The organism is Ruegeria atlantica (assembly GCF_013032505.1).
In the GTDB taxonomy this organism is placed as follows: domain Bacteria; phylum Pseudomonadota; class Alphaproteobacteria; order Rhodobacterales; family Rhodobacteraceae; genus Ruegeria; species Ruegeria atlantica_F.
Map to the genome: position 1 here is coordinate 1 of NZ_WQCG01000012.1, position 16,954 is coordinate 16,954.

At 53.7% G+C, this 16,954-nt stretch carries 19 protein-coding genes; 12 read left to right on the forward strand and 7 right to left on the reverse strand.

Going from position 1 to position 16,954, the window contains the following annotated elements; genetic code table 11:
* The coding region (locus GOW92_RS23230) for a calcium-binding protein (protein WP_368040320.1) at positions 1 to 590 on the forward strand (590 nt) is incomplete at its 5' end.
* Positions 591 to 672: 82 nt separating this feature from the next.
* Here the strand turns inward: GOW92_RS23230 and GOW92_RS25230 are convergent.
* From GOW92_RS25230 to GOW92_RS25040, 3 genes are all read right to left on the reverse strand, one after another.
* Positions 673 to 798: a hypothetical protein gene (locus GOW92_RS25230; RefSeq protein ID WP_302477328.1), complete on the reverse strand. Its 126-nt coding sequence runs from the start codon at positions 796 to 798 to the stop codon at positions 673 to 675.
* Between the two features lie 356 nt (positions 799 to 1,154).
* Entirely contained in the window at positions 1,155 to 1,280 is a 126-nt protein-coding gene (locus GOW92_RS25235) for a hypothetical protein (protein ID WP_302477329.1), read from the reverse strand.
* 14 nt (positions 1,281 to 1,294) lie between these two features.
* A complete protein-coding gene (locus GOW92_RS25040) occupies positions 1,295 to 1,669 on the reverse strand; it encodes a DNA-processing protein DprA (protein ID WP_368040321.1) in 375 nt (124 codons plus the stop codon).
* A gap of 786 nt (positions 1,670 to 2,455) precedes the next feature.
* Between GOW92_RS25040 and GOW92_RS23240 the strand changes: the two genes are divergently transcribed.
* From GOW92_RS23240 to repC, 4 genes are all read left to right on the forward strand, one after another.
* Positions 2,456 to 4,333, forward strand: coding sequence for a calcium-binding protein (locus GOW92_RS23240; protein ID WP_170565742.1), 1,878 nt, complete (start codon positions 2,456 to 2,458; stop codon positions 4,331 to 4,333).
* A 317-nt stretch (positions 4,334 to 4,650) separates the two neighbouring features.
* Entirely contained in the window at positions 4,651 to 4,896 is a 246-nt protein-coding gene (locus tag GOW92_RS24745) for a ParB/RepB/Spo0J family partition protein (RefSeq protein WP_174822606.1), read from the forward strand.
* Positions 4,881 to 5,093 carry a helix-turn-helix domain-containing protein gene (locus GOW92_RS24750; RefSeq protein WP_368040322.1) on the forward strand — a complete coding sequence of 71 codons (213 nt, stop codon included), beginning with the start codon at positions 4,881 to 4,883 and terminating at the stop codon, positions 5,091 to 5,093. Before GOW92_RS24745 ends, GOW92_RS24750 begins: the two co-directional genes overlap by 16 nt.
* Positions 5,094 to 5,136: 43 nt before the next feature.
* Complete coding sequence (gene repC / locus GOW92_RS23250; RefSeq protein WP_170565745.1) at positions 5,137 to 5,427, forward strand: replication initiation protein RepC; 291 nt, start codon at positions 5,137 to 5,139, stop codon at positions 5,425 to 5,427.
* Between the two features lie 460 nt (positions 5,428 to 5,887).
* On the opposite strand, the gene GOW92_RS23255 is transcribed toward repC, so the two are convergent.
* The gene (locus GOW92_RS23255; protein ID WP_170565748.1) at positions 5,888 to 6,694 is read right to left on the reverse strand and encodes a hypothetical protein; all 807 of its coding nucleotides are present in this window, start codon (positions 6,692 to 6,694) and stop codon (positions 5,888 to 5,890) included.
* A 312-nt stretch (positions 6,695 to 7,006) separates the two neighbouring features.
* Here GOW92_RS23255 and GOW92_RS23260 point away from each other — a divergent pair, with 312 nt between their 5' ends.
* The gene (locus tag GOW92_RS23260) at positions 7,007 to 8,479 is read left to right on the forward strand and encodes a restriction endonuclease (RefSeq protein ID WP_170565751.1); all 1,473 of its coding nucleotides are present in this window, start codon (positions 7,007 to 7,009) and stop codon (positions 8,477 to 8,479) included.
* 413 nt (positions 8,480 to 8,892) lie between these two features.
* On the opposite strand, the gene GOW92_RS23265 is transcribed toward GOW92_RS23260, so the two are convergent.
* Both GOW92_RS23265 and GOW92_RS25480 read right to left on the reverse strand, forming a co-directional pair.
* On the reverse strand, positions 8,893 to 9,942 hold the full coding sequence (locus tag GOW92_RS23265; RefSeq protein ID WP_170565754.1) for a hypothetical protein: 1,050 nt from the start codon (positions 9,940 to 9,942) through the stop codon (positions 8,893 to 8,895).
* A 155-nt stretch (positions 9,943 to 10,097) separates the two neighbouring features.
* Positions 10,098 to 10,307, reverse strand: a complete 210-nt coding sequence (locus tag GOW92_RS25480; protein ID WP_170565757.1) for a hypothetical protein — start codon at positions 10,305 to 10,307, stop codon at positions 10,098 to 10,100.
* Positions 10,308 to 10,642: 335 nt separating this feature from the next.
* Between GOW92_RS25480 and GOW92_RS23275 the strand changes: the two genes are divergently transcribed.
* Positions 10,643 to 11,383 (forward strand): ATP-grasp domain-containing protein, encoded by a 741-nt coding sequence (locus tag GOW92_RS23275; RefSeq protein WP_254453129.1) that lies wholly within the window; start codon positions 10,643 to 10,645, stop codon positions 11,381 to 11,383.
* A gap of 332 nt (positions 11,384 to 11,715) precedes the next feature.
* A complete protein-coding gene (locus tag GOW92_RS23280) occupies positions 11,716 to 12,264 on the forward strand; it encodes a hypothetical protein (protein WP_170565763.1) in 549 nt (182 codons plus the stop codon).
* 454 nt (positions 12,265 to 12,718) lie between these two features.
* Here the strand turns inward: GOW92_RS23280 and GOW92_RS23285 are convergent, their stop codons facing one another.
* Positions 12,719 to 13,354: a tyrosine-type recombinase/integrase gene (locus GOW92_RS23285; RefSeq protein WP_170565766.1), complete on the reverse strand. Its 636-nt coding sequence runs from the start codon at positions 13,352 to 13,354 to the stop codon at positions 12,719 to 12,721.
* A 122-nt stretch (positions 13,355 to 13,476) separates the two neighbouring features.
* On the opposite strand from GOW92_RS23285, the gene GOW92_RS23290 reads away from it, so the two are divergent.
* The 4 genes from GOW92_RS23290 (at position 13,477) to GOW92_RS23305 (ending at position 16,932) form a co-directional block, all read left to right on the forward strand.
* Positions 13,477 to 13,722: a type II toxin-antitoxin system ParD family antitoxin gene (locus GOW92_RS23290; protein WP_170499169.1), complete on the forward strand. Its 246-nt coding sequence runs from the start codon at positions 13,477 to 13,479 to the stop codon at positions 13,720 to 13,722.
* Complete coding sequence (locus tag GOW92_RS23295; RefSeq protein ID WP_170565769.1) at positions 13,722 to 14,012, forward strand: type II toxin-antitoxin system RelE/ParE family toxin; 291 nt, start codon at positions 13,722 to 13,724, stop codon at positions 14,010 to 14,012. The genes GOW92_RS23290 and GOW92_RS23295 overlap by 1 nt, the downstream gene beginning before the upstream one ends.
* A 306-nt stretch (positions 14,013 to 14,318) precedes the next feature.
* Positions 14,319 to 15,551 carry an alpha/beta hydrolase family protein gene (locus tag GOW92_RS23300; RefSeq protein ID WP_170565772.1) on the forward strand — a complete coding sequence of 411 codons (1,233 nt, stop codon included), beginning with the start codon at positions 14,319 to 14,321 and terminating at the stop codon, positions 15,549 to 15,551.
* Between the two features lie 247 nt (positions 15,552 to 15,798).
* On the forward strand, positions 15,799 to 16,932 hold the full coding sequence (locus tag GOW92_RS23305) for a thymidylate synthase (RefSeq protein ID WP_170565774.1): 1,134 nt from the start codon (positions 15,799 to 15,801) through the stop codon (positions 16,930 to 16,932).
* Positions 16,933 to 16,954 lie beyond the last annotated feature (22 nt).

The window sequence follows — 16,954 nt, forward strand, 5'->3', positions numbered from 1 at the left end:
AACTCCGAGACACGGACGGGGATATTTTCCATATCTACAACGCTCACAAGATCGAACTCTTCGAATTCGAGACGGAGAATCTGGTCTTCAACTCGTTCTGGGTTGGAACATCGGCGATGTCGAATGACGTGATTAATCTGCCTGGTTCGGGCAATGACATTGTTCTGGGCGGCGGCGGTAATGATACTATTTTCGGCAACGCCGGAAATGATGTCCTGCGCGGAGATGACGGTGATGATCATCTTCACGGCGGCAATGGTAATGACATTCTGGTGGGCGGAAACGGTGACGACCGCCTATATGGTGGCTCAGGGCGTGACAGGTTGGATGGAAACAACGCCAGCGACGTTCTCACTGGAGGTTCTGATGCCGACGTGTTCGTCTTCCATACGCAATGGGATACCGGCAATGATATTATCACGGATTTCGAATTGGGTGTTGATGAACTAGAAATGCGAGGCCTTACCTTTGTCGAACTCGATTTCGAAAATACCGGTTCAGGTTCTCGGGTTAACTGGACCAATGGCTCAGTTGAACTCGAAGGAATCAGCATTAGCTACCTGACGGAAGACCAGTTTACATTCATTTAACGCCCGTTCACGCTCTATGCCTAACTAGGAGCAAGACTCATAGCCAGTGTTTTGTAAGCGGCGGCTGAAGACCGTTGGGTTTTTATGCCTTTTTGAAGACCAACAGGCAGGCAAGCCCTGTGCGTCCGAGCGTGACAACGTCATCAACAAGCGTGATCTTAGGTGCTGTAACCGGCAACACGTCCTTGTTCACGCGTAGGCTGTCCATGTGTTCGGGTATGAGTGGGCGTTCGTCCGCGCTCTTACATGTAGATGACTTTCGAACGGCCGTATGCCGCATCAGGCAGGGTATCATGTCGACCGCCAAACCTTCGGACAGAAGCGCTTCAGCGATTGTCTTTGCCGGCCAGGGAACACCCCGTCTCTGTGGCCTGCTTCGCGGAATCGGCACAAGGGCGTCTTCGCTGTTCAAAAGCGGCACAACGGTATCCCTGTAATGTCTGATCAGGCGGAGAATCCAGTCTTGGCGCGCGGACTTCAGGTTGCCCCGAATTCTTCGGGACTCTCCGGCTTTTTTTGAAGAGCCGTTTGGCGAATAATTAATGAGGCTGGAGTAACGCAGTTTCACGCGGATTCGCGAAACGTGAATAAGCTGTCAGGCAATGCCGCAGCATGGGTCACGGGCTCGATCATGTCGAGCATGTCTCCGAGTGTCTTGCGGTTCAAAACTTCGGCACCATATTCGAGCATCTCTGCGGGCCATGTCAGGTCTGGATTGGCGGCGACGTTTTCCAGCAAAAAAAGGAGCGGTTCAAACGCAGGGCTTCCCAGGCCTGATGCCGTGTTCCACTGGTCTCGGAGGCATCCACAACGATCGTGGCGTCAGTCAGGAGCGCCATAGTCCGGTTTCGGCGCGGGAAATTGTCCTTCCGAACGGGGTGATCCTCGGAAAACTGGCTCACTGCGAGGTGATCTCGTTTGATGGTGTCGAGCAGCGCGGCGTTGTTGGCGGGGTAAGGTTTCGATAGGGGCGTTCCAAGCACGGCCACCGTGTGGCCTCCCGCCTCGATAGCGGTTCTGTGTGCTGCCGTGTCAATGCCTTCAGCCAATCCGCTGACAACAATAATGTCTCGCGCCACAAGCTCGCGGGTGATAGCGCGCGCGGGAAAGCGCTTCCTGGGACGCTTTGCGGGAACCTGCCACGGCCACTCTGCGATGCTCGGTCAGAAGTGTCTGATCGCCTGCCAGCCAGAGCGTGTCAGGAGCATGCTTGAGTTCGTTCTCTTCAAACCCGGGAAGTAGTGCCGTGATCGAGTGTTCGCGCATCAACTACAGGTAAGGTAACCCAAAGCACAGCTTCTGCTCGGCTGGGCGACATCTTCGTTGTTCAGCTCGCGGCGAAACACGGCCCGGATACCCGGATGCGGGAGGCTCTCACCGAGGTGCGCTGTCATCAATGCGGTCGTGCTGCGGATATGGACAGGGTTTCGGTGGTGAGCTGACGCCGGTCCCCATCCAGGCCTGATCGCAAGATGGATTGACATTAATGTCGTGACTTGCAAAGGTTGAGTCTTAATCGAAAGTTAAAAGACAGGTCGGATGAAACGCCGCGAGGCGAGACTTATTCAAGACCAGTGGCATTTTCAGTGACAGAAATCCGACCCCAAGCCTGCCTCTGCGTGTGAACCGGTAAGATCATCCGGCAATGGAGAGGATTGGCACCTCGACACGGCCAGAGGCGTCCTGAGGAGTTTCGTTCAACAGGGCAATCCCTGACACCTTGCCTGATGGCGGAAACGCTTTTTCAGGACAGGTCTGAATGTATGTGATCTGTGGCTGCGCGATAGCCCCAATAAAGCGTCAGCCCCGTTTACCACGCCTTTTGCCGAAACCAGCCAGACATCACCCAGCGGAGGGCTTCACACATGACAACCCCTGTACCCATCGGCTCCGAATTTCGGATCAATTCAACCACGTACGGCACCCAGACTGTTTCCTCTGTGACGGCCCTTGAGGACGGCGGCTTTGTTGTCACGTGGCTCTCTTTCGGTCAGGACGGGAGCGGCTGGGGCATTTACGGCCAGCGCTACGCTGCCAATGGCATTGCACAAGGAGCTGAATTCCGGGTCAATACAACCACCCAGGACTTTCCCTGGTACTCCTCCGCGACGGCCCTGGCGGATGGCGACTTTGTTGTGACGTGGGAGTCCTTCAGCTGGGACGGGAGCCGCTGGGACGTTTACGGCCAGCGCTACGCGGCCGATGGCTCCAAACAGGGGACCGAATTCCAGGTCAATACACACACGACAAATGATCAAGGGGACCCCTCTGTCACGGGCCTTACGGGCGGCGGCTTTGTTGTGACGTGGGACTCCTTCGGCCAGGACGGGAGTGGCTATGGCGTTTACGGCCAGCTGTACACTGCCGATGGCACCAAACAAGGCTCCGAGTTTCGGGTCAACAAGACCGCGCAGGACAGTCAAATAAACCCCTCTGTGAACGCCCTGGCGGATGGCGGCTTTGTTGTGACGTGGGACTCCGACGGTCAGGACGGGAGCGGCTTCGGCGTTTACGGCCAGCGCTACGCGGCCGATGGCTCAAAACAGGGTTCCGAATTCCAGATCAATACACATACGAAAAATGATCAGAGGTTCGCCTCCGTGACCGCCCTGGCGGATGGCGGCTTTGTTGTGACATGGAATTCCTGGGGCCAGGACGGGAGTGGTTTCGGCGTTTACGGCCAGCTCTACACTGCCGATGGCACCAAACAAGGCTCCGAATTCCGGGTCAATGCATATACGCTGGGCCTTCAGTGGTTCTCCTCTGTAACGGCCCTTGAGGACGGCGGCTTTGTTGTGACGTGGCAGTCCCACGGCCAGGACGGGAGTGGCGACGGCATTTACGGCCAGCGCTACGCTTCCGATGGCACCAAACAAGGCTCTGAATTCCTCGTCAATACAACCCTGACAAGCAATCAATTCGACCCCTCTGTCACGGGCCTTGCGGACGGCGACTTTGTTGTTTCGTGGCAGTCCTGGCACCAGTATGGGAGTGGCTGGGGCGTTTACGGCGAGCGTTTTGCAGTACCGCTTGCCTCTGAGGTGGGAACGGAAGGCAATGACACCTGGAACGGGAATGAAGAGCCCAACCGTTTTTTTGGACTTGGCGGAGATGATATCCTCACTGGCCGTGGTGGCGATGACAGGCTTTATGGGGGTGCGGGCAACGACGTGCTGGAAGGGGGAGCGGGCGCGGACGTGCTGGATGGCGGCGCGGGCAGCGACACGGCGCGCTACACGTCCTCTGACGCAGGGGTGATGGTGAGCCTGGCTGACGGCGCTGGCATTGGCGGCCACGCCCGGGGCGACAGGCTGCGCCATATCGAAAACCTCGAGGGCTCGAGATATGATGATTGGCTGTTCGGGGATGCGGGAAACAATATCTTATCCGGAGCCGGGGGTGACGATACCCTCTTCGGCGGTGATGGAGAGGATACCCTCAAAGGGGGTGCGGGCGATGACAGGCTCATATGCGGCCGGGGAAACGATATACTGAGCGGTGGAGCAGGCGCGGATGAATTCTTGTTCTATGCTTCCAATCAGGGAGACAATCGGATCATGGATTTTGCGGATGGCGAAGATAGAATCCAGTTTTTAAGCAGCACTTCAGGCAGCCTGTCGTTTGATGATCTGACCATCGCGGACGACGGGCAGAACACCACGGTGACGTGGCAAGGCGGCAGTATCACACTTGAAAACGTGCTATCGAGCTACATCACAGAGGATGACTTTCTGTTCCACTAACAGCAAAAGAGGCTCTTGTTACGGGGATGACGGAGGCGTTTGGCACCATTTCTGAGCATTTCCGCAGGCCATCTCAGGTCGGGATTGGCGATGAGGTTGTCCATCAGAAAAAGCGGCCGGTTCAATCGCTGGGTTTTTCCGGAAATCGGCCTGGTGCCGCTGAACGAACTTGCCGCCCGGCGCGGCGCGGAATTGTGGCCTGAAGGCGGTCTGTTCAACCGGTTCGTGTTTGTCAGCGCCTCTCTCCGAAAGTGGGAGGGAGGCGTTTTGTCGTGTGATTTCGATTGTGAAATCAAAGTCATGACAAGGAGTTAGATATGACCACGACGACGAAATTCGAAATGATCCAGGTTCCGCTGGGCCGGTTGGTGCCGCATCCGGAGAATGTGCGGACGGGCAGCGAGACGGCCTATACGGAGACATCCATTGCCGCGCTTGCCGCCAATATCCGCGAGGTGGGGTTGTTGCAGCCGCTGCTGGTAAAAGCCACGGACAAGAAGAGTTATGGCGTGCTGGCCGGGGGTCGCCGCCTGTCGACAAGTGGGAAGTGCTGTCCGCGCTGACCACGGCATCAGCGGATTTCGACATCTCTCATCGCACATTGACCGTACTGAAAGCCTTGCTGACCTTTCTACCGGACCGGGACATTCCGACCGAGCCGGGCATGGCGGTTGTGTTCCCCGCAAACCGCACCCTGTCCGAACGTCTGAACGGGATGCCCGAAAGCACCCTGCGCCGCCATCTGGCGCGGCTGGTGTAGCTGGGTCTTGTCAACCGTCACGACAGCCACAATCGCAAGCGGTATGCCCGTCGGATGCCCTGCCCCGCGGGACTTCGTGATCGCCGCGATCGACAGGCTTGTGCCCCTTGGCATTCATCCCTCGGCCTGGCAGGAGGCCGTAGACCAGATGGGAGACTTCGCAGCCGCCCTGTGCGTCCTCATCATCGACAACAATGTCGATCACCCCGATACCCCAATCCAATCCCCCGGCGGGGTCCTGCGCGCCATGACCGCGCGGCATCAAGCCGGACAGCTCAGGCTCAACCAGAGCCTCGTCGCCATCAGGAAAAGGAAGAGAAAACGGGTTGAGTAAACCAAGATGGCGCCGCCGATCACCCAGATAGGGGTGTTCGCATCACGTCATTCTTGGCAACCTTCGCCTTCGTAGGTGGCTGCAAGTTTCGGGAAAAGGCGCCACCAAGCGGCCATTCGCTGCGGTTGCGGCACTGTTTCCAATTGGCGGCAGCTTTGCGGACAAAGCGGCCAGGCGCAAGGTCGGGGCACACGGGTTGCGGCGTAAGCTGGTCAATGCCGCGCAGCGGGAGTTTGATATTGAGAGGTTTCGCATCAAACTGCTGGTCGGGCACAAGCCCGATGCGAACGACATGACGGCGCGAAATTAAATCGACCTATCCAACCTAACTTTCCTTCACCCCGTCATTGAGACCTTGGGTGAACGAATCCTGCAGAAAGGCCGGATCGCTGCAGGCGAGAACGTTGTGTCGCAATGGGCGTGAATGGCAGAGTGAATAATTTGAGCGCTGTCGGTGCGATCACTCGCACTTCTGATCGGAAAATCCCTCTGGTCTACCAATATAGCGGGTCTTTGTATCCAACAACGGAAGTTCGACTGCGTCAAAGGCGTTTATCATCTTGGTTTCTACAAACGTCTTTCCGGCATCTCCCATAGGACCGTGATAGTAGTAGGTTAGGGACTTGGTCTCCTTCGGTTCGACGCCGCCAGAAACAGAAAAGGAGCTACCATCTTTGTTAATTGGCACTGACCTGCCTTCTTGCTTCACAACGTATTCGAACTGAACCCCGCTGATTGCAAATGGCAGATTGTTTGTTATATCGAAGGCTAAATTATTGGAGAAGTCTCCTTCTTCTACACGAATGTTCGAAATAACAATCCGCTCATCCAAACACTTCTGTTGGGCAAAAAGCGCCTCTGCATCCTTTTGTTCCTCAGCTTCGGCTTTCGCAGCAACGCCCGCCTGATCTGCTTTTCGCGTAGCAATTTCAGCTGCTTTCACTTTCACGTCGTCGACCGTAACCCCGGACATCCAGACGCCCATGCCATTGTAGAATTTGTCGCCAAGCTGTCCCATTGCCATGAGTTGAGGCAGGCCGGGTTCGACTGCACTCGTAACTGGATTGTTCTCCAATAGTATCGCAATCAGCGCTTGCCCAAATGCCTTCTTGTCGTCGGGCGACATGCTCTCAGTCACTTCTTCGAGTGATTTCTGCATCGTTTCAACCGAGGAAAAATCTAGCTCGTTATCGTTACCCCAAGGCCAAGCGATGGCGGGGCCGACGAGGGTCAAAGATGCAATAAGCGTGAGTGCAACAAATTTCATTAGAATCTCCGGCTGATCATATCTTTCAAAATGGGTGACTACTTAGCGTCGTGCTTCGGCGGTTGGAATGGCGGAAAGCGCGACTCGGATCTCGACCTGTAAGAGTTGAATAAGGCTGGATTAGGGCAAAGAACTTCCATGCGTAGAAAGAGCTTGCTCGACCTACGTGAGGCAACGAATAGCGGACTTTGCAAGGTTTGGCGAACGTCCCAAGCCGAAAATTAAAGCAGCGATTGTGTGTAACTCCGCGGCACCTGCAATGCGGGCATTGGCCGTTTCTAGATTTCGCAGAGACTGCTATTGCTTCTGGCTATGAGCAAAGCAAAACCTACGAGAACAACAAACCCGATACACTTTGAGGACCTGGACCCGAAGAGATTTGAGGACTTGGTACGTGAGCTAATCTACGACTTCCGTGATTGGCAGACGATTGAAGCAACCGGCAAGGGTGGCGATGATGACGGCTTCGATATCAGGGCCTATGAGCGCGTAACAACGACCACGGTAGATGACGAAGGCAAGGAGGTCATCCGACCAATGGATGGCAACCTTTGGATGATTCAATGTAAGCGGGAAAAAAGGGTGCCGCCGAGCAAGATAAAGCAAATCCTAGCTGACATTGATCCGGATAACCCCCCTTACGGATACATCTTGGCGGCGGCGACGAATTTTTCGAAGAAAACTTACGATACTTTCCGCGATCAGCTTACAGAGCTTGGCGTTTTGGAGTTCTACCTTTGGGGCAACTCCACCTTAGAAACCGAACTCCACCAACCAAAAAACGATAGAATTCTATTCACCTTCTTCGGGATATCGAATGTTCGGCTACGCCGATCACGCTCGACAGAAATTCGAACTGAAGTCACGAACAAGAACCGCGTAATGAGGCTGCTTGACGACAATTCTAGGCATTCTTGGATTCTGGTGAGGGACTCCAAGGATCGGCACTATCCCTACAAATCTGAGTATGCTGATTTTGACGAAAGACCCCGTTGGAAGAGCTATGAGGTTACTGAACTTCACCCGCGTGGTGTAATCATTTTACTCAAGAGGTGCTATGCATTTGTTGATGAAATCGGGAAGACTTTTGATTTAGCCGACCCCCCGCATCCGCTTCAAAACCCCTACGACCATCACAGACAAGAAACGCAAAGTGAACGTGAAATACGTGAGAAGCTTGGACTGGCTAGAGACTATTGGGAACGGCTGCCTCTAAAGAACCAGGCCATGTTTACCCTCGACGGCATCATTCGCTACGAAGACATGCTGGTGATTGATGACAAGGGTGATAAGTGGAATGATCTACCGCACATTTATGTAGACTTCAAAGACGGGTCTCCTGTGTCAGGTACGCTTGCTCTTTTGGAAAAGGACGAGCGGCAGATAGAACTGGACGAATTCAAGCGCGAGGCCGTTTTCCCGAAGTCATTTTCGGAACCAAAATTTGGAACAGTCTACGACGATGAAACGTTACCTCTCCCAGGCACCATCAGTGAGCAGTATGTGAACTTTCGAGGAGGCGACCTCAAAACTCTCTACGATGTAGACGGGCGGCTTGACCACCTTGAGGTGGATGACGTTGGTGTGGTTCGGTTCGGCAACAAAGACGAACGTTTCCTTCAGGTAACGCATCGATACAAGTTGGCTGGTGAAGATGTGCTCAGAGATCAGCCTCAATTGGCTTGGCAGGTGAGTCTGCAGATCGGACGGGAGCCAACATCTGACGACATGATTGAAGTACTTGAGGTGCGCGAGTGCTACAAGCATCAATGGAAAGAGCGCTAGCGTTACGCAAACGGTCTCAGGTATTCCGGCAATCGCACAAATGTCCACTTTGTCCTGCGACCTGCCGAAGTACTCGCAGCGCCCCAATTGCGCGGGGAAGGCCGGTACGGGCTCTTTCGATATGTTGATGCCTACTGCAGAAAACGACCGCATCGAGCCCAGACTTCTAGTTTTCGGCAGCGCGGCGAACGGCAGCTTTCTAAAACCAAACGGTTGGATCGGCGCAACGCATGGGTGTTGACCCCGCGTTCCGGCGATCGCGTCGAGATCGACGGCGAGGCCTTCCTCATCCAGGGCTAGACGATCGGCGGTCGCGAGCGGCTCGACCGCGACGCAGAGCAGGCGCGTGACAGCGTACCGGGGTTGATCGTGGCGAACTGGGTGGTGGGGAGGCAACAGCCACTTGGTGCCGATTATCCCTGCGAAAACTCACGACCGGCAGGGCCCGCCAACAGGAGCAGCGGCCACGCCACCCTAGCGAGCAGTATGACGGTCACTGTCAATCCGCTTCCGAAAGGTGCTGCTTGTGTTGCCTCGACGTACACCGTCCAAAATATTTCTGGCCCGCCAGCATAGCCGAGCGCAGCGGCGCCCGTGACGATCAGTATCGCCTTGTAGACCATGCCGACCATAGCAATTGGAAGTGAAACACCTGCTGCCCACGCAAGCTGCTTGCTTTCGCCTACGCGGCGGAGGAGAGCGTGGAATGTCAGCAGGGTGGCTGCATCTGCAAGCCCCAATAGAAGTGGAATGAAATATAAAACTGACACGGTCGGTCCGCTAACTCCAAAGCCTAACCCAATGAAGAACGAAGCGCCAAATACGAAGAGCAGGCCGCCATGTGCTCCGCTGCCGGAAATCGCGGCGACAAAGCCGAGCGCCTTCTCCATTATCCGTCCGATTCCCTTACCTGTTTCGTTCCAGATTTTTTCTGTTTCCGCGGCCGCCTCGTCAGGATCAACGCCCAACTCGACAGCTCTTTTCCGCGCAATTTCCTGCTGTTTCGCAAGAATTCGCTTGTCACGTTCGCTGTGCGGATTCGGCTTGACCGCCGCAGACATCAACTGAAGAAAACCACCGGTCAGAACTCCAACCAACGCGATGGACGAAAGGTCTTGAAGGAACGAATTGCAACCTGTCCCCAAGAAGGCGGCCAAAAAGAGCCCACATACAACAGCGGCCGTGCCGACAAGCGCGAACAATCCCACAAAGATCCCTCGCCTCTGTGTTATTCGGGTTAGCCAGGCTTCCGGTTTGGGGGCCAGCGAGGAAAGTAGGAATAGCATCAGCAAGAACGACAAATAGATGATTGCGCCAATGGCTACGTTTGATGCCGTTATTGGGGCACACCGGAAAGAGAGGACGCTGCTCCCGTCGACCGTATCTGGTCCGCCCATAGCCCAGCCAAGCAAAAAGGCCGCGAGAAAGTACAGTAGGGCGGGCAATACAGATGCCTGAAACACTCGGAGAAAGAATTTCGCCGAGCTTGTTGTGGGCGCGGGGGATGCATCAGAATTTGACATCAAAATGCTCTATCTCGACTATCCCGCATTCGTTGCGGTGCCACCGGTGTCATGAATACTCTAGCTTTTTGGCGATCCAGACAAGATTCTAATGCTCACTTCTCGTGAAACCATTCTTGCCGCGCAGCACGCACGGCTCTCGGTGCTGCCCGCCACAGCCCTACGCGGCGAGGTGCTGTCAGAGCCTCTCCATCGAGACCGGCATGCCGGAAGTGCCGCGCTACGCGATGTATTTGCGCTTCGTACTCGACCAGCTGCCCTGTCAGATGCGGCGTCCGCAGCCCACAAGCGAAGGAGTATTTCATCGATAGCTGCCGTTCGGCCAACGTAAGCTTTGTCCGCCTACCTGCCATCCGAAACTGGGATCTGAACGTCCGGAATGGGCGGTTTTGCGTCTTGCTGCACAAGCGAGACTTTGGGTGTTGTCAAATGTCCGGTAAGGGCTCTTACGCACCAGTTTGGGCACGGCGCAGAGAAAGTTGGCAGTGAGCCTAAACCTAACGGGTTCCCCAAAGTTCAAATGTCTGCTGTTGAGCATTTGGCAGGATGGTGTTCTCTATGTGCAGAACAACGCTTTCGGATTTGAGCCAAAACAATGCAATGGATACTTCAGGATTTTGAAGACACTCGGAAAATGGCCATGGCACTTGATCGGCTGGATATTCCGTACACATGGCACAAAGTCGTTCCGTTCATCGGCGAACTGACACCAACACCGACCATCAACGATCCGAACGACGTGGTGATGTTCGGTTCTTATACGCTATGGCGATACGCGCAGGCCAACGACCTAAAACCCGGGGTATTCAAGATAAGACCCTTTGTTCATGAAGAGCCTTGGCAACCGTTTCTTCTCAATGGCGCGGATGCTCTTTTCTTAACGCTGCGAGACGTTCCCGAACAACTTCACGATGATGGAAAAGACTGGTTCCTACGCCCAGTAGAAGACAGCAAGGAAGAGCCGGGAAACGTAAAATCTACTGGCGAAATCATTGAGCTGGCAAACAAGGTTCTCGCCCTAGAAGAACACGAGATACCTAGAGGCTCACTTCATCATGATACAGAAATGATGTTCACGAAGCCCGTTCGCATTCAAAAAGAGTGGCGATTGTGGGTGGTCAGAGATGAGATTGTAACTTTCTCTCTCTACAAGGAAGGCTCGCGCGTCGTTTACCGGCATGAAATCGATGACGATGTCTTAGAATTTGCCAAGAGGCTGGTGGAGGCAAACCCAGATTACGCACCCGCTTACGTTATCGATATATGTCGCACGGACGACGGGCTGAAGATGCTTGAAACGAATTGCATCAATGCCGCAGGTTTTTACGAGGCCGACCTATTAAAGCTTGTTTCTTCAATCGACGAGTTTTCAGTCGGCTAGCTAAAGCTGACATTTGCACGAGCGCAGAGTTCTGTCGCTTTGCCCGCTCACCAACCATCTGAAACTTGATTTTGCACGTCTGGAATGAGCGGTTCGCGACTTGCTGCACGAGCGAGACCTTGGGTGTTGTCGAAGGTCTGCTCAGGGCTCGACGCAACGGAAGTTGCAGGGGCACCAAGCCGCTGTTCGCTGCCCTTTCAGTACCTAATAACTTTAACGACAGGTTTGCGCAGGAGTTTGGATTTGCGATGTCTGCGAACCCAAGCGTTGAGGCCCCTTCGAAACCTGCTAACGTGATGCGAAGCAACTGACTTGAAGGAATAATTTTAGATATGAGCGACGAGCAGAACGAAACAAAATACGATATTGTCCGCCAGCAATTTGCGGAACGCGAAGATGCAAAGCGAAAGTATATTCAAGAAAACACCCAATTCGCAGCGATGGTAGCGGATGGATTCCGGGACTTTTTGGGGATGCCCACGAATTACGAACACACGAAAGACGGCACCACGACATTCCGTAGTTACGTGCCGCTCTACAGCTTAGAAGAAGACGGCTCATTTTCAGAGCAAACCATTTGGAGCGATGCAATTGGCCATTACAGCGATGGCGATTTCAAATTCGGACTGGGCATCGTTCTTGAGCTGAAGCCAAATTCATACCCCAAGCAAATTGTGCAGGTGAAGGTTGAGTGCACTCGCAAACCTGGCGCCGTGGAAGTGACGATTGCGGGAGAAGCCGTCACGTGCGCCTTTGACGGCATGAAGTCCTCCGACATCTCGACGGTTCACGATCTGCTTTACCGGCTTTTGAACAAATGGCTAACGTCGCGTTGGGGCGATCCTGAGTCCAAACGCTCAATCGGCTTCAATCTCGGTTAGGCGCCCCATTTAGCACAATCATCGACGCTTTAGGATGTGTTGAATACCCGATCGGGTCTCTTCGGTTAGGCAACTGACCGACCCCCGATGAATGTCCGGTTCCGGCTGTTTGAGGCTTGCTGCACGAGCGAAGCGTCAAAGCATCGTGAAGGTCTGGTAAGGGCTCATTCGACTAATTGGGGACGTCGCAGAGAATGGCTGCACCGAGGATAACTCGGATTAACCAAAGTTCTAGCTTTGGTGGTACACGAACAGATTTGCCTTGGTTTAGGATCGAGCTTTGAGCTGAAAACCCAAGTCGGTACCGCGCGCTTCGCGGCCTATGATTTCGAATGTCTGCTTCGCAGAAGCTGCATTGCAGCACCACATGTCGCGGCGAAGGTCCGCAAGGGGCCGTTCCCTGAAAGTCGTCAATTGTAGGGCAATGGGCCGTCCGCGACGACGGCCCGCTGGACTAGATTTCAATGGCTTCCGCGATGGCAAGAGCATCTTCAAGTTCGACGCCCAGATAGCGAACAGTGCTGTCCATCTTGGTGTGTCCGAGTAATAGTTGGACTGCTCGAAGGTTGCCCGTCTTTTTGTATATCTGCGTAACCTTCGTCCGCCGCATCGAGTGGGTTCCGTAGGCGCTTGCTTCCAGTCCGATAGACGTGACCCAATCGCGGACAATCCGTGCGTACTGCCTTGTTGAAATGTGTAACCGCTCATGGCATCGCCCTGGCCAAAGAAATTCCGAGCCGACCATCAAAGGATCTTGAATCCACTTCTTGACCGAAGCTCGAGTTCCCTGCGAGATTTCAAACCGCACTGGTTTTTGCGTCTTGGATTGGAGAACAGAAGCGCGTTCCTTGATCTGCCCAGACGCCATGATGTCGACCACTTTCATCTTCACTAGATCACAGCCACGTAGCTTGCTGTCTATGGCCATGTTGAACAAAGCGAGGTCGCGATAGTTCTCGGCTAGTTCAAGTCGCACCCTGATTGCCCAAACGTGTTTTGGTTTCAAAGGACGCTTCTGACCGACGATGCGCCCCTTGTTCCACGCCGGGCGCAGAGCGCGAATGGCGGGTAGCTTGTGTGTGGTTTCCATGACTGATCCTCCGATCCGCCACGGTCCACTCCATCGTCAGTTTGCTGACGTATCACCCTATCACCCCTTGTGATATTGAAAAATACCTAATCTTGGTATATATGGGCGATAGGAGGCAAAGCATGGCAAAAAACACATCAATGTCCCTCGGCGATCACTTCGCAGGGTTCATCGAAACACAGGTCAGCAACGGTCGCTACGGCTCCGCAAGTGAGGTCGTGCGGGCAGGACTGCGACTTCTCGAAGAGCAGGAAGCCAAGGTGCAGGCTTTGAAGGACGCCTTGATTGCAGGAGAAAATTCCGGCGAGCCGCGCCCCTTTGATCGGGAAGCCTTTCAGGCCAGGATGCATAAGAAGCATCATTCCTGATGACCCCAACCTATCTGCTCTCGCCACTGGCAGAAACGGACCTCGAAGAGATCTGGCTCTACACGGCGCGTGAATGGTCGGTGGAACAAGCCCAGATCTACACTGATGATATCATCGCAACTTGCGAAGATCTCGCAAGCGGTAGGAAGGAGGGCCGCCGGGTGAATATCCGTGGCGGCTATCTGAAGGCATTGGTTGGTCGACACATGATCTACGCACAGCAACGTTCTGCCGGCCTCGTGGTCGTTCGCATTCTCCATCAAAGCATGGACGTTGACCGCCATTTGTAACGCTGGCGAACGGCGGCTTTCGGAAATGCTGCGCCGCAGCGCTCGACTATATCGGCAAGGTCAACTCTTGGACCTCCATCATGCCGCACCTGCAAATAGGTGAATTTGCAGCAATGGCCGGTAAGGGCTCATTCGACTAATTGGGGACGTCGCAGAGAAAGGCTGCACCGAGCCCAAAGTCCCGAGTTTCTGCAAGATGGGGAATGTCAGTTGTCAGTGGCTCAAACACTTAATATATGCCCGTGCCCACGTTCTGTGCTCTAATGGGAATGCCTTGTATCGGGCCGCGATATTCGGAAACCAGCCATGCGCGTCATCTTTGCCATCGCCACACTTTTTATTTTGACCAGTCAGTCACTGGCACAGGAATCGATCCTCGTGGGGGACGCACCCCTGCCCGACGATATCGAAATCACCGCCCACGACAATTCGCCCTTCCTCGGAGTTTGGACGGGAAGATGGGACAATTGGAGAAGTCACATTCTCGTCGTGGAAAGCCAAGGCGAAGACGGGTTATTCAGCGTCATCTATTCAGTGGGACGCGGCCAGCATGGCATTCGGAATTGGTTCCGCAGCCAAGCACGTTTGGACGGCGACACTCTGGTGTTCACCGATAGCGACTTCGCTGCGCGATATTCAATTTCAGCTACTGGACGATTGCGCGGTATCTATCCGACTGAGGATCGTTTTGCCATATTGGAGCGGCAATCCCTCACAACTTTATTGGCAGCGCCGACCAGCGAGTGGTTCCAGCTCGGTACGCGCGAATTCCTTGCAACAGACCTGCAAGAAGACAGTTCGAAAGTTGAGCTTGCGGTCGCGGTCTATACGCCTGCTGGTGATGGTCCCTTCCCGCTGGCTCTCGTTCATCACGGGTCAACGGGTTATGGGACTGATCCACAAGCTTTTAATCGGTTCTTTGCCAACGATTGGCTTGCAGATGTTCTAAACGCCCACGGTTGGATCGCCGCATTCCCTCAGCGTCGTGGTCGGGGTGGGTCTGATGGTTTGTACGATGAGGGCTTTGCTGAAGATCGGTCGCAAGGATATTCGCCGGATACGCAGATATCCCTGGCAGGGGCGGAACGCGCTCTGATCGATGCAAACGCTGCCTTGCGGGCGTTGCAGCAGCAACCCAATGTAAGTTCGGAACCCGTCCTTCTTTCAGGGTTTTCGCGAGGGGGCGTCGTAGCCCTCATGCAAGCAGGAGACGATCCAGAGAATACTGCCGGTGTGATTAACTTCGTTGGAGGTTGGATGGGAGAAGGTTTCGGAGACCCCGAAATCAACCCGTCACTCTTCCGGCGGGTTGGAAGCTTTGATGGACCGGTATTGTCAATTTATGGCGAGGACGACGCGTTTTACAGCATTGAACACTCGCTATCGAACCTTGCGGCAATGGAAGAGATGGGCGCTGAGAGTGAAGTTCATGTCGTGTCTGTTTCCGGCCACAATAGAGGCCATTGGTTGATGTTTCAGCCAAAACTCTGGGAAGAAATAGTAGGCGACTACTTAATGCGTATCGAAAGCCGCCGTTGAACCAAGTGCAACGAACGGCTGCAATGGTCCACACCGCCGACGTTTGCAAAGTTCGCCGAGTGGCTAGTAGCCAATCAATCGGTTTGGACTCTGTTGCCTTGCAACTTGTCAAGCCACCTGATCTCCACGTATGCGAATTACAGGTCGCTGAGTTCACGAACTTCGGTTTTGGGCTCTTTGGTAGAACATCGCCGACCCTTTGTCGCAGGGGTTCAAAAACTCAATATGAGCAACAACCTTTAGTGGTATGACTAAAGGTACGAATCCTCTTAAAGGGAAAAAGAAGCCCTCAACTTGTTTCATTCCTCCACAAACAAAAAACTGTGAGAATTACGACCGCAAGAATTTGAAGAATAGGTTTTTTGCAATGCATACTGGGAATTTTGACACACTTGATGACCTACTCAGAGCGACATATCTAGATCTTTTGAACGGAGATAACCTAAATCGAGTTTTGTCGAAAAAGGGATTGAGCACAGAACGCTTCGGTGCCCTTCTAGAACTCAATAATCCCAGAGCTAGACTTAGCAGATCAGTCGGGCGCGCACGGATATTTAGCGCGCTAGGTGAACTCATCTGGTATTTGTCTGCCTCCAACTCGATCCAGCAGATTGAATATTATATCAAAGGTTATGGCGAGTTTTCCGACGACAATGGAGAAACTGCAAACGGTGCATATGGGCCCAGGTTATTCGGATCCGGTTCAGGCGATTCTGAATGGGGTCGAGTTATTGGATTATTAAGCAGAAGAGATCGACAAGGTTCCCGAAATGCCGTCATTCAAATCCTGCGCAATTCCGATCTTTCTAAGCCCACAAAAGATCGCCCCTGCACCACTACACTGCAATTTGTTGTCCGAGACGGAAGACTATTTCTTCACGTCCACATGAGATCAAATGATGCATACCTTGGACTTCCCCATGACATTTTCTCATTCTCAATGCTACAAGAGATTGCGGCGAAACAACTGAATCTGGAGTTGGGTTCTTATTTTCATTCTGTAGGGAGTCTTCATCTGTACGATGATACAGATGAGGAAGGTGATCCCAAACCAACTACTAATGCCAAGGAATATGTGGACGAGAAGTACATGGGCGTAAAACCCATGCCAGCTATGCCAGACGCTGATCCGTGGGCTTGGATACAACGGCTCGTTCAGGCTGAAGCAGGCTATCGGCAGGGGTCACTTGAAACTCCGTTGGATGTCTCTGCCCCCACATACTGGAAAGATTTGGACTGCCTACTTAGGGCATATTCAGGCATCAAGCATCTATATGGATCAGAGCGTCTTAAATTCCTGCATGAGTGCTTGTATCAACTGGAAGAAGAGTCCTATCACCTGTTCTTGCTGGACCGAATTGAGTTCTTTGAGCAAAAGTAGTCGAAATTAAGGGAACATACTC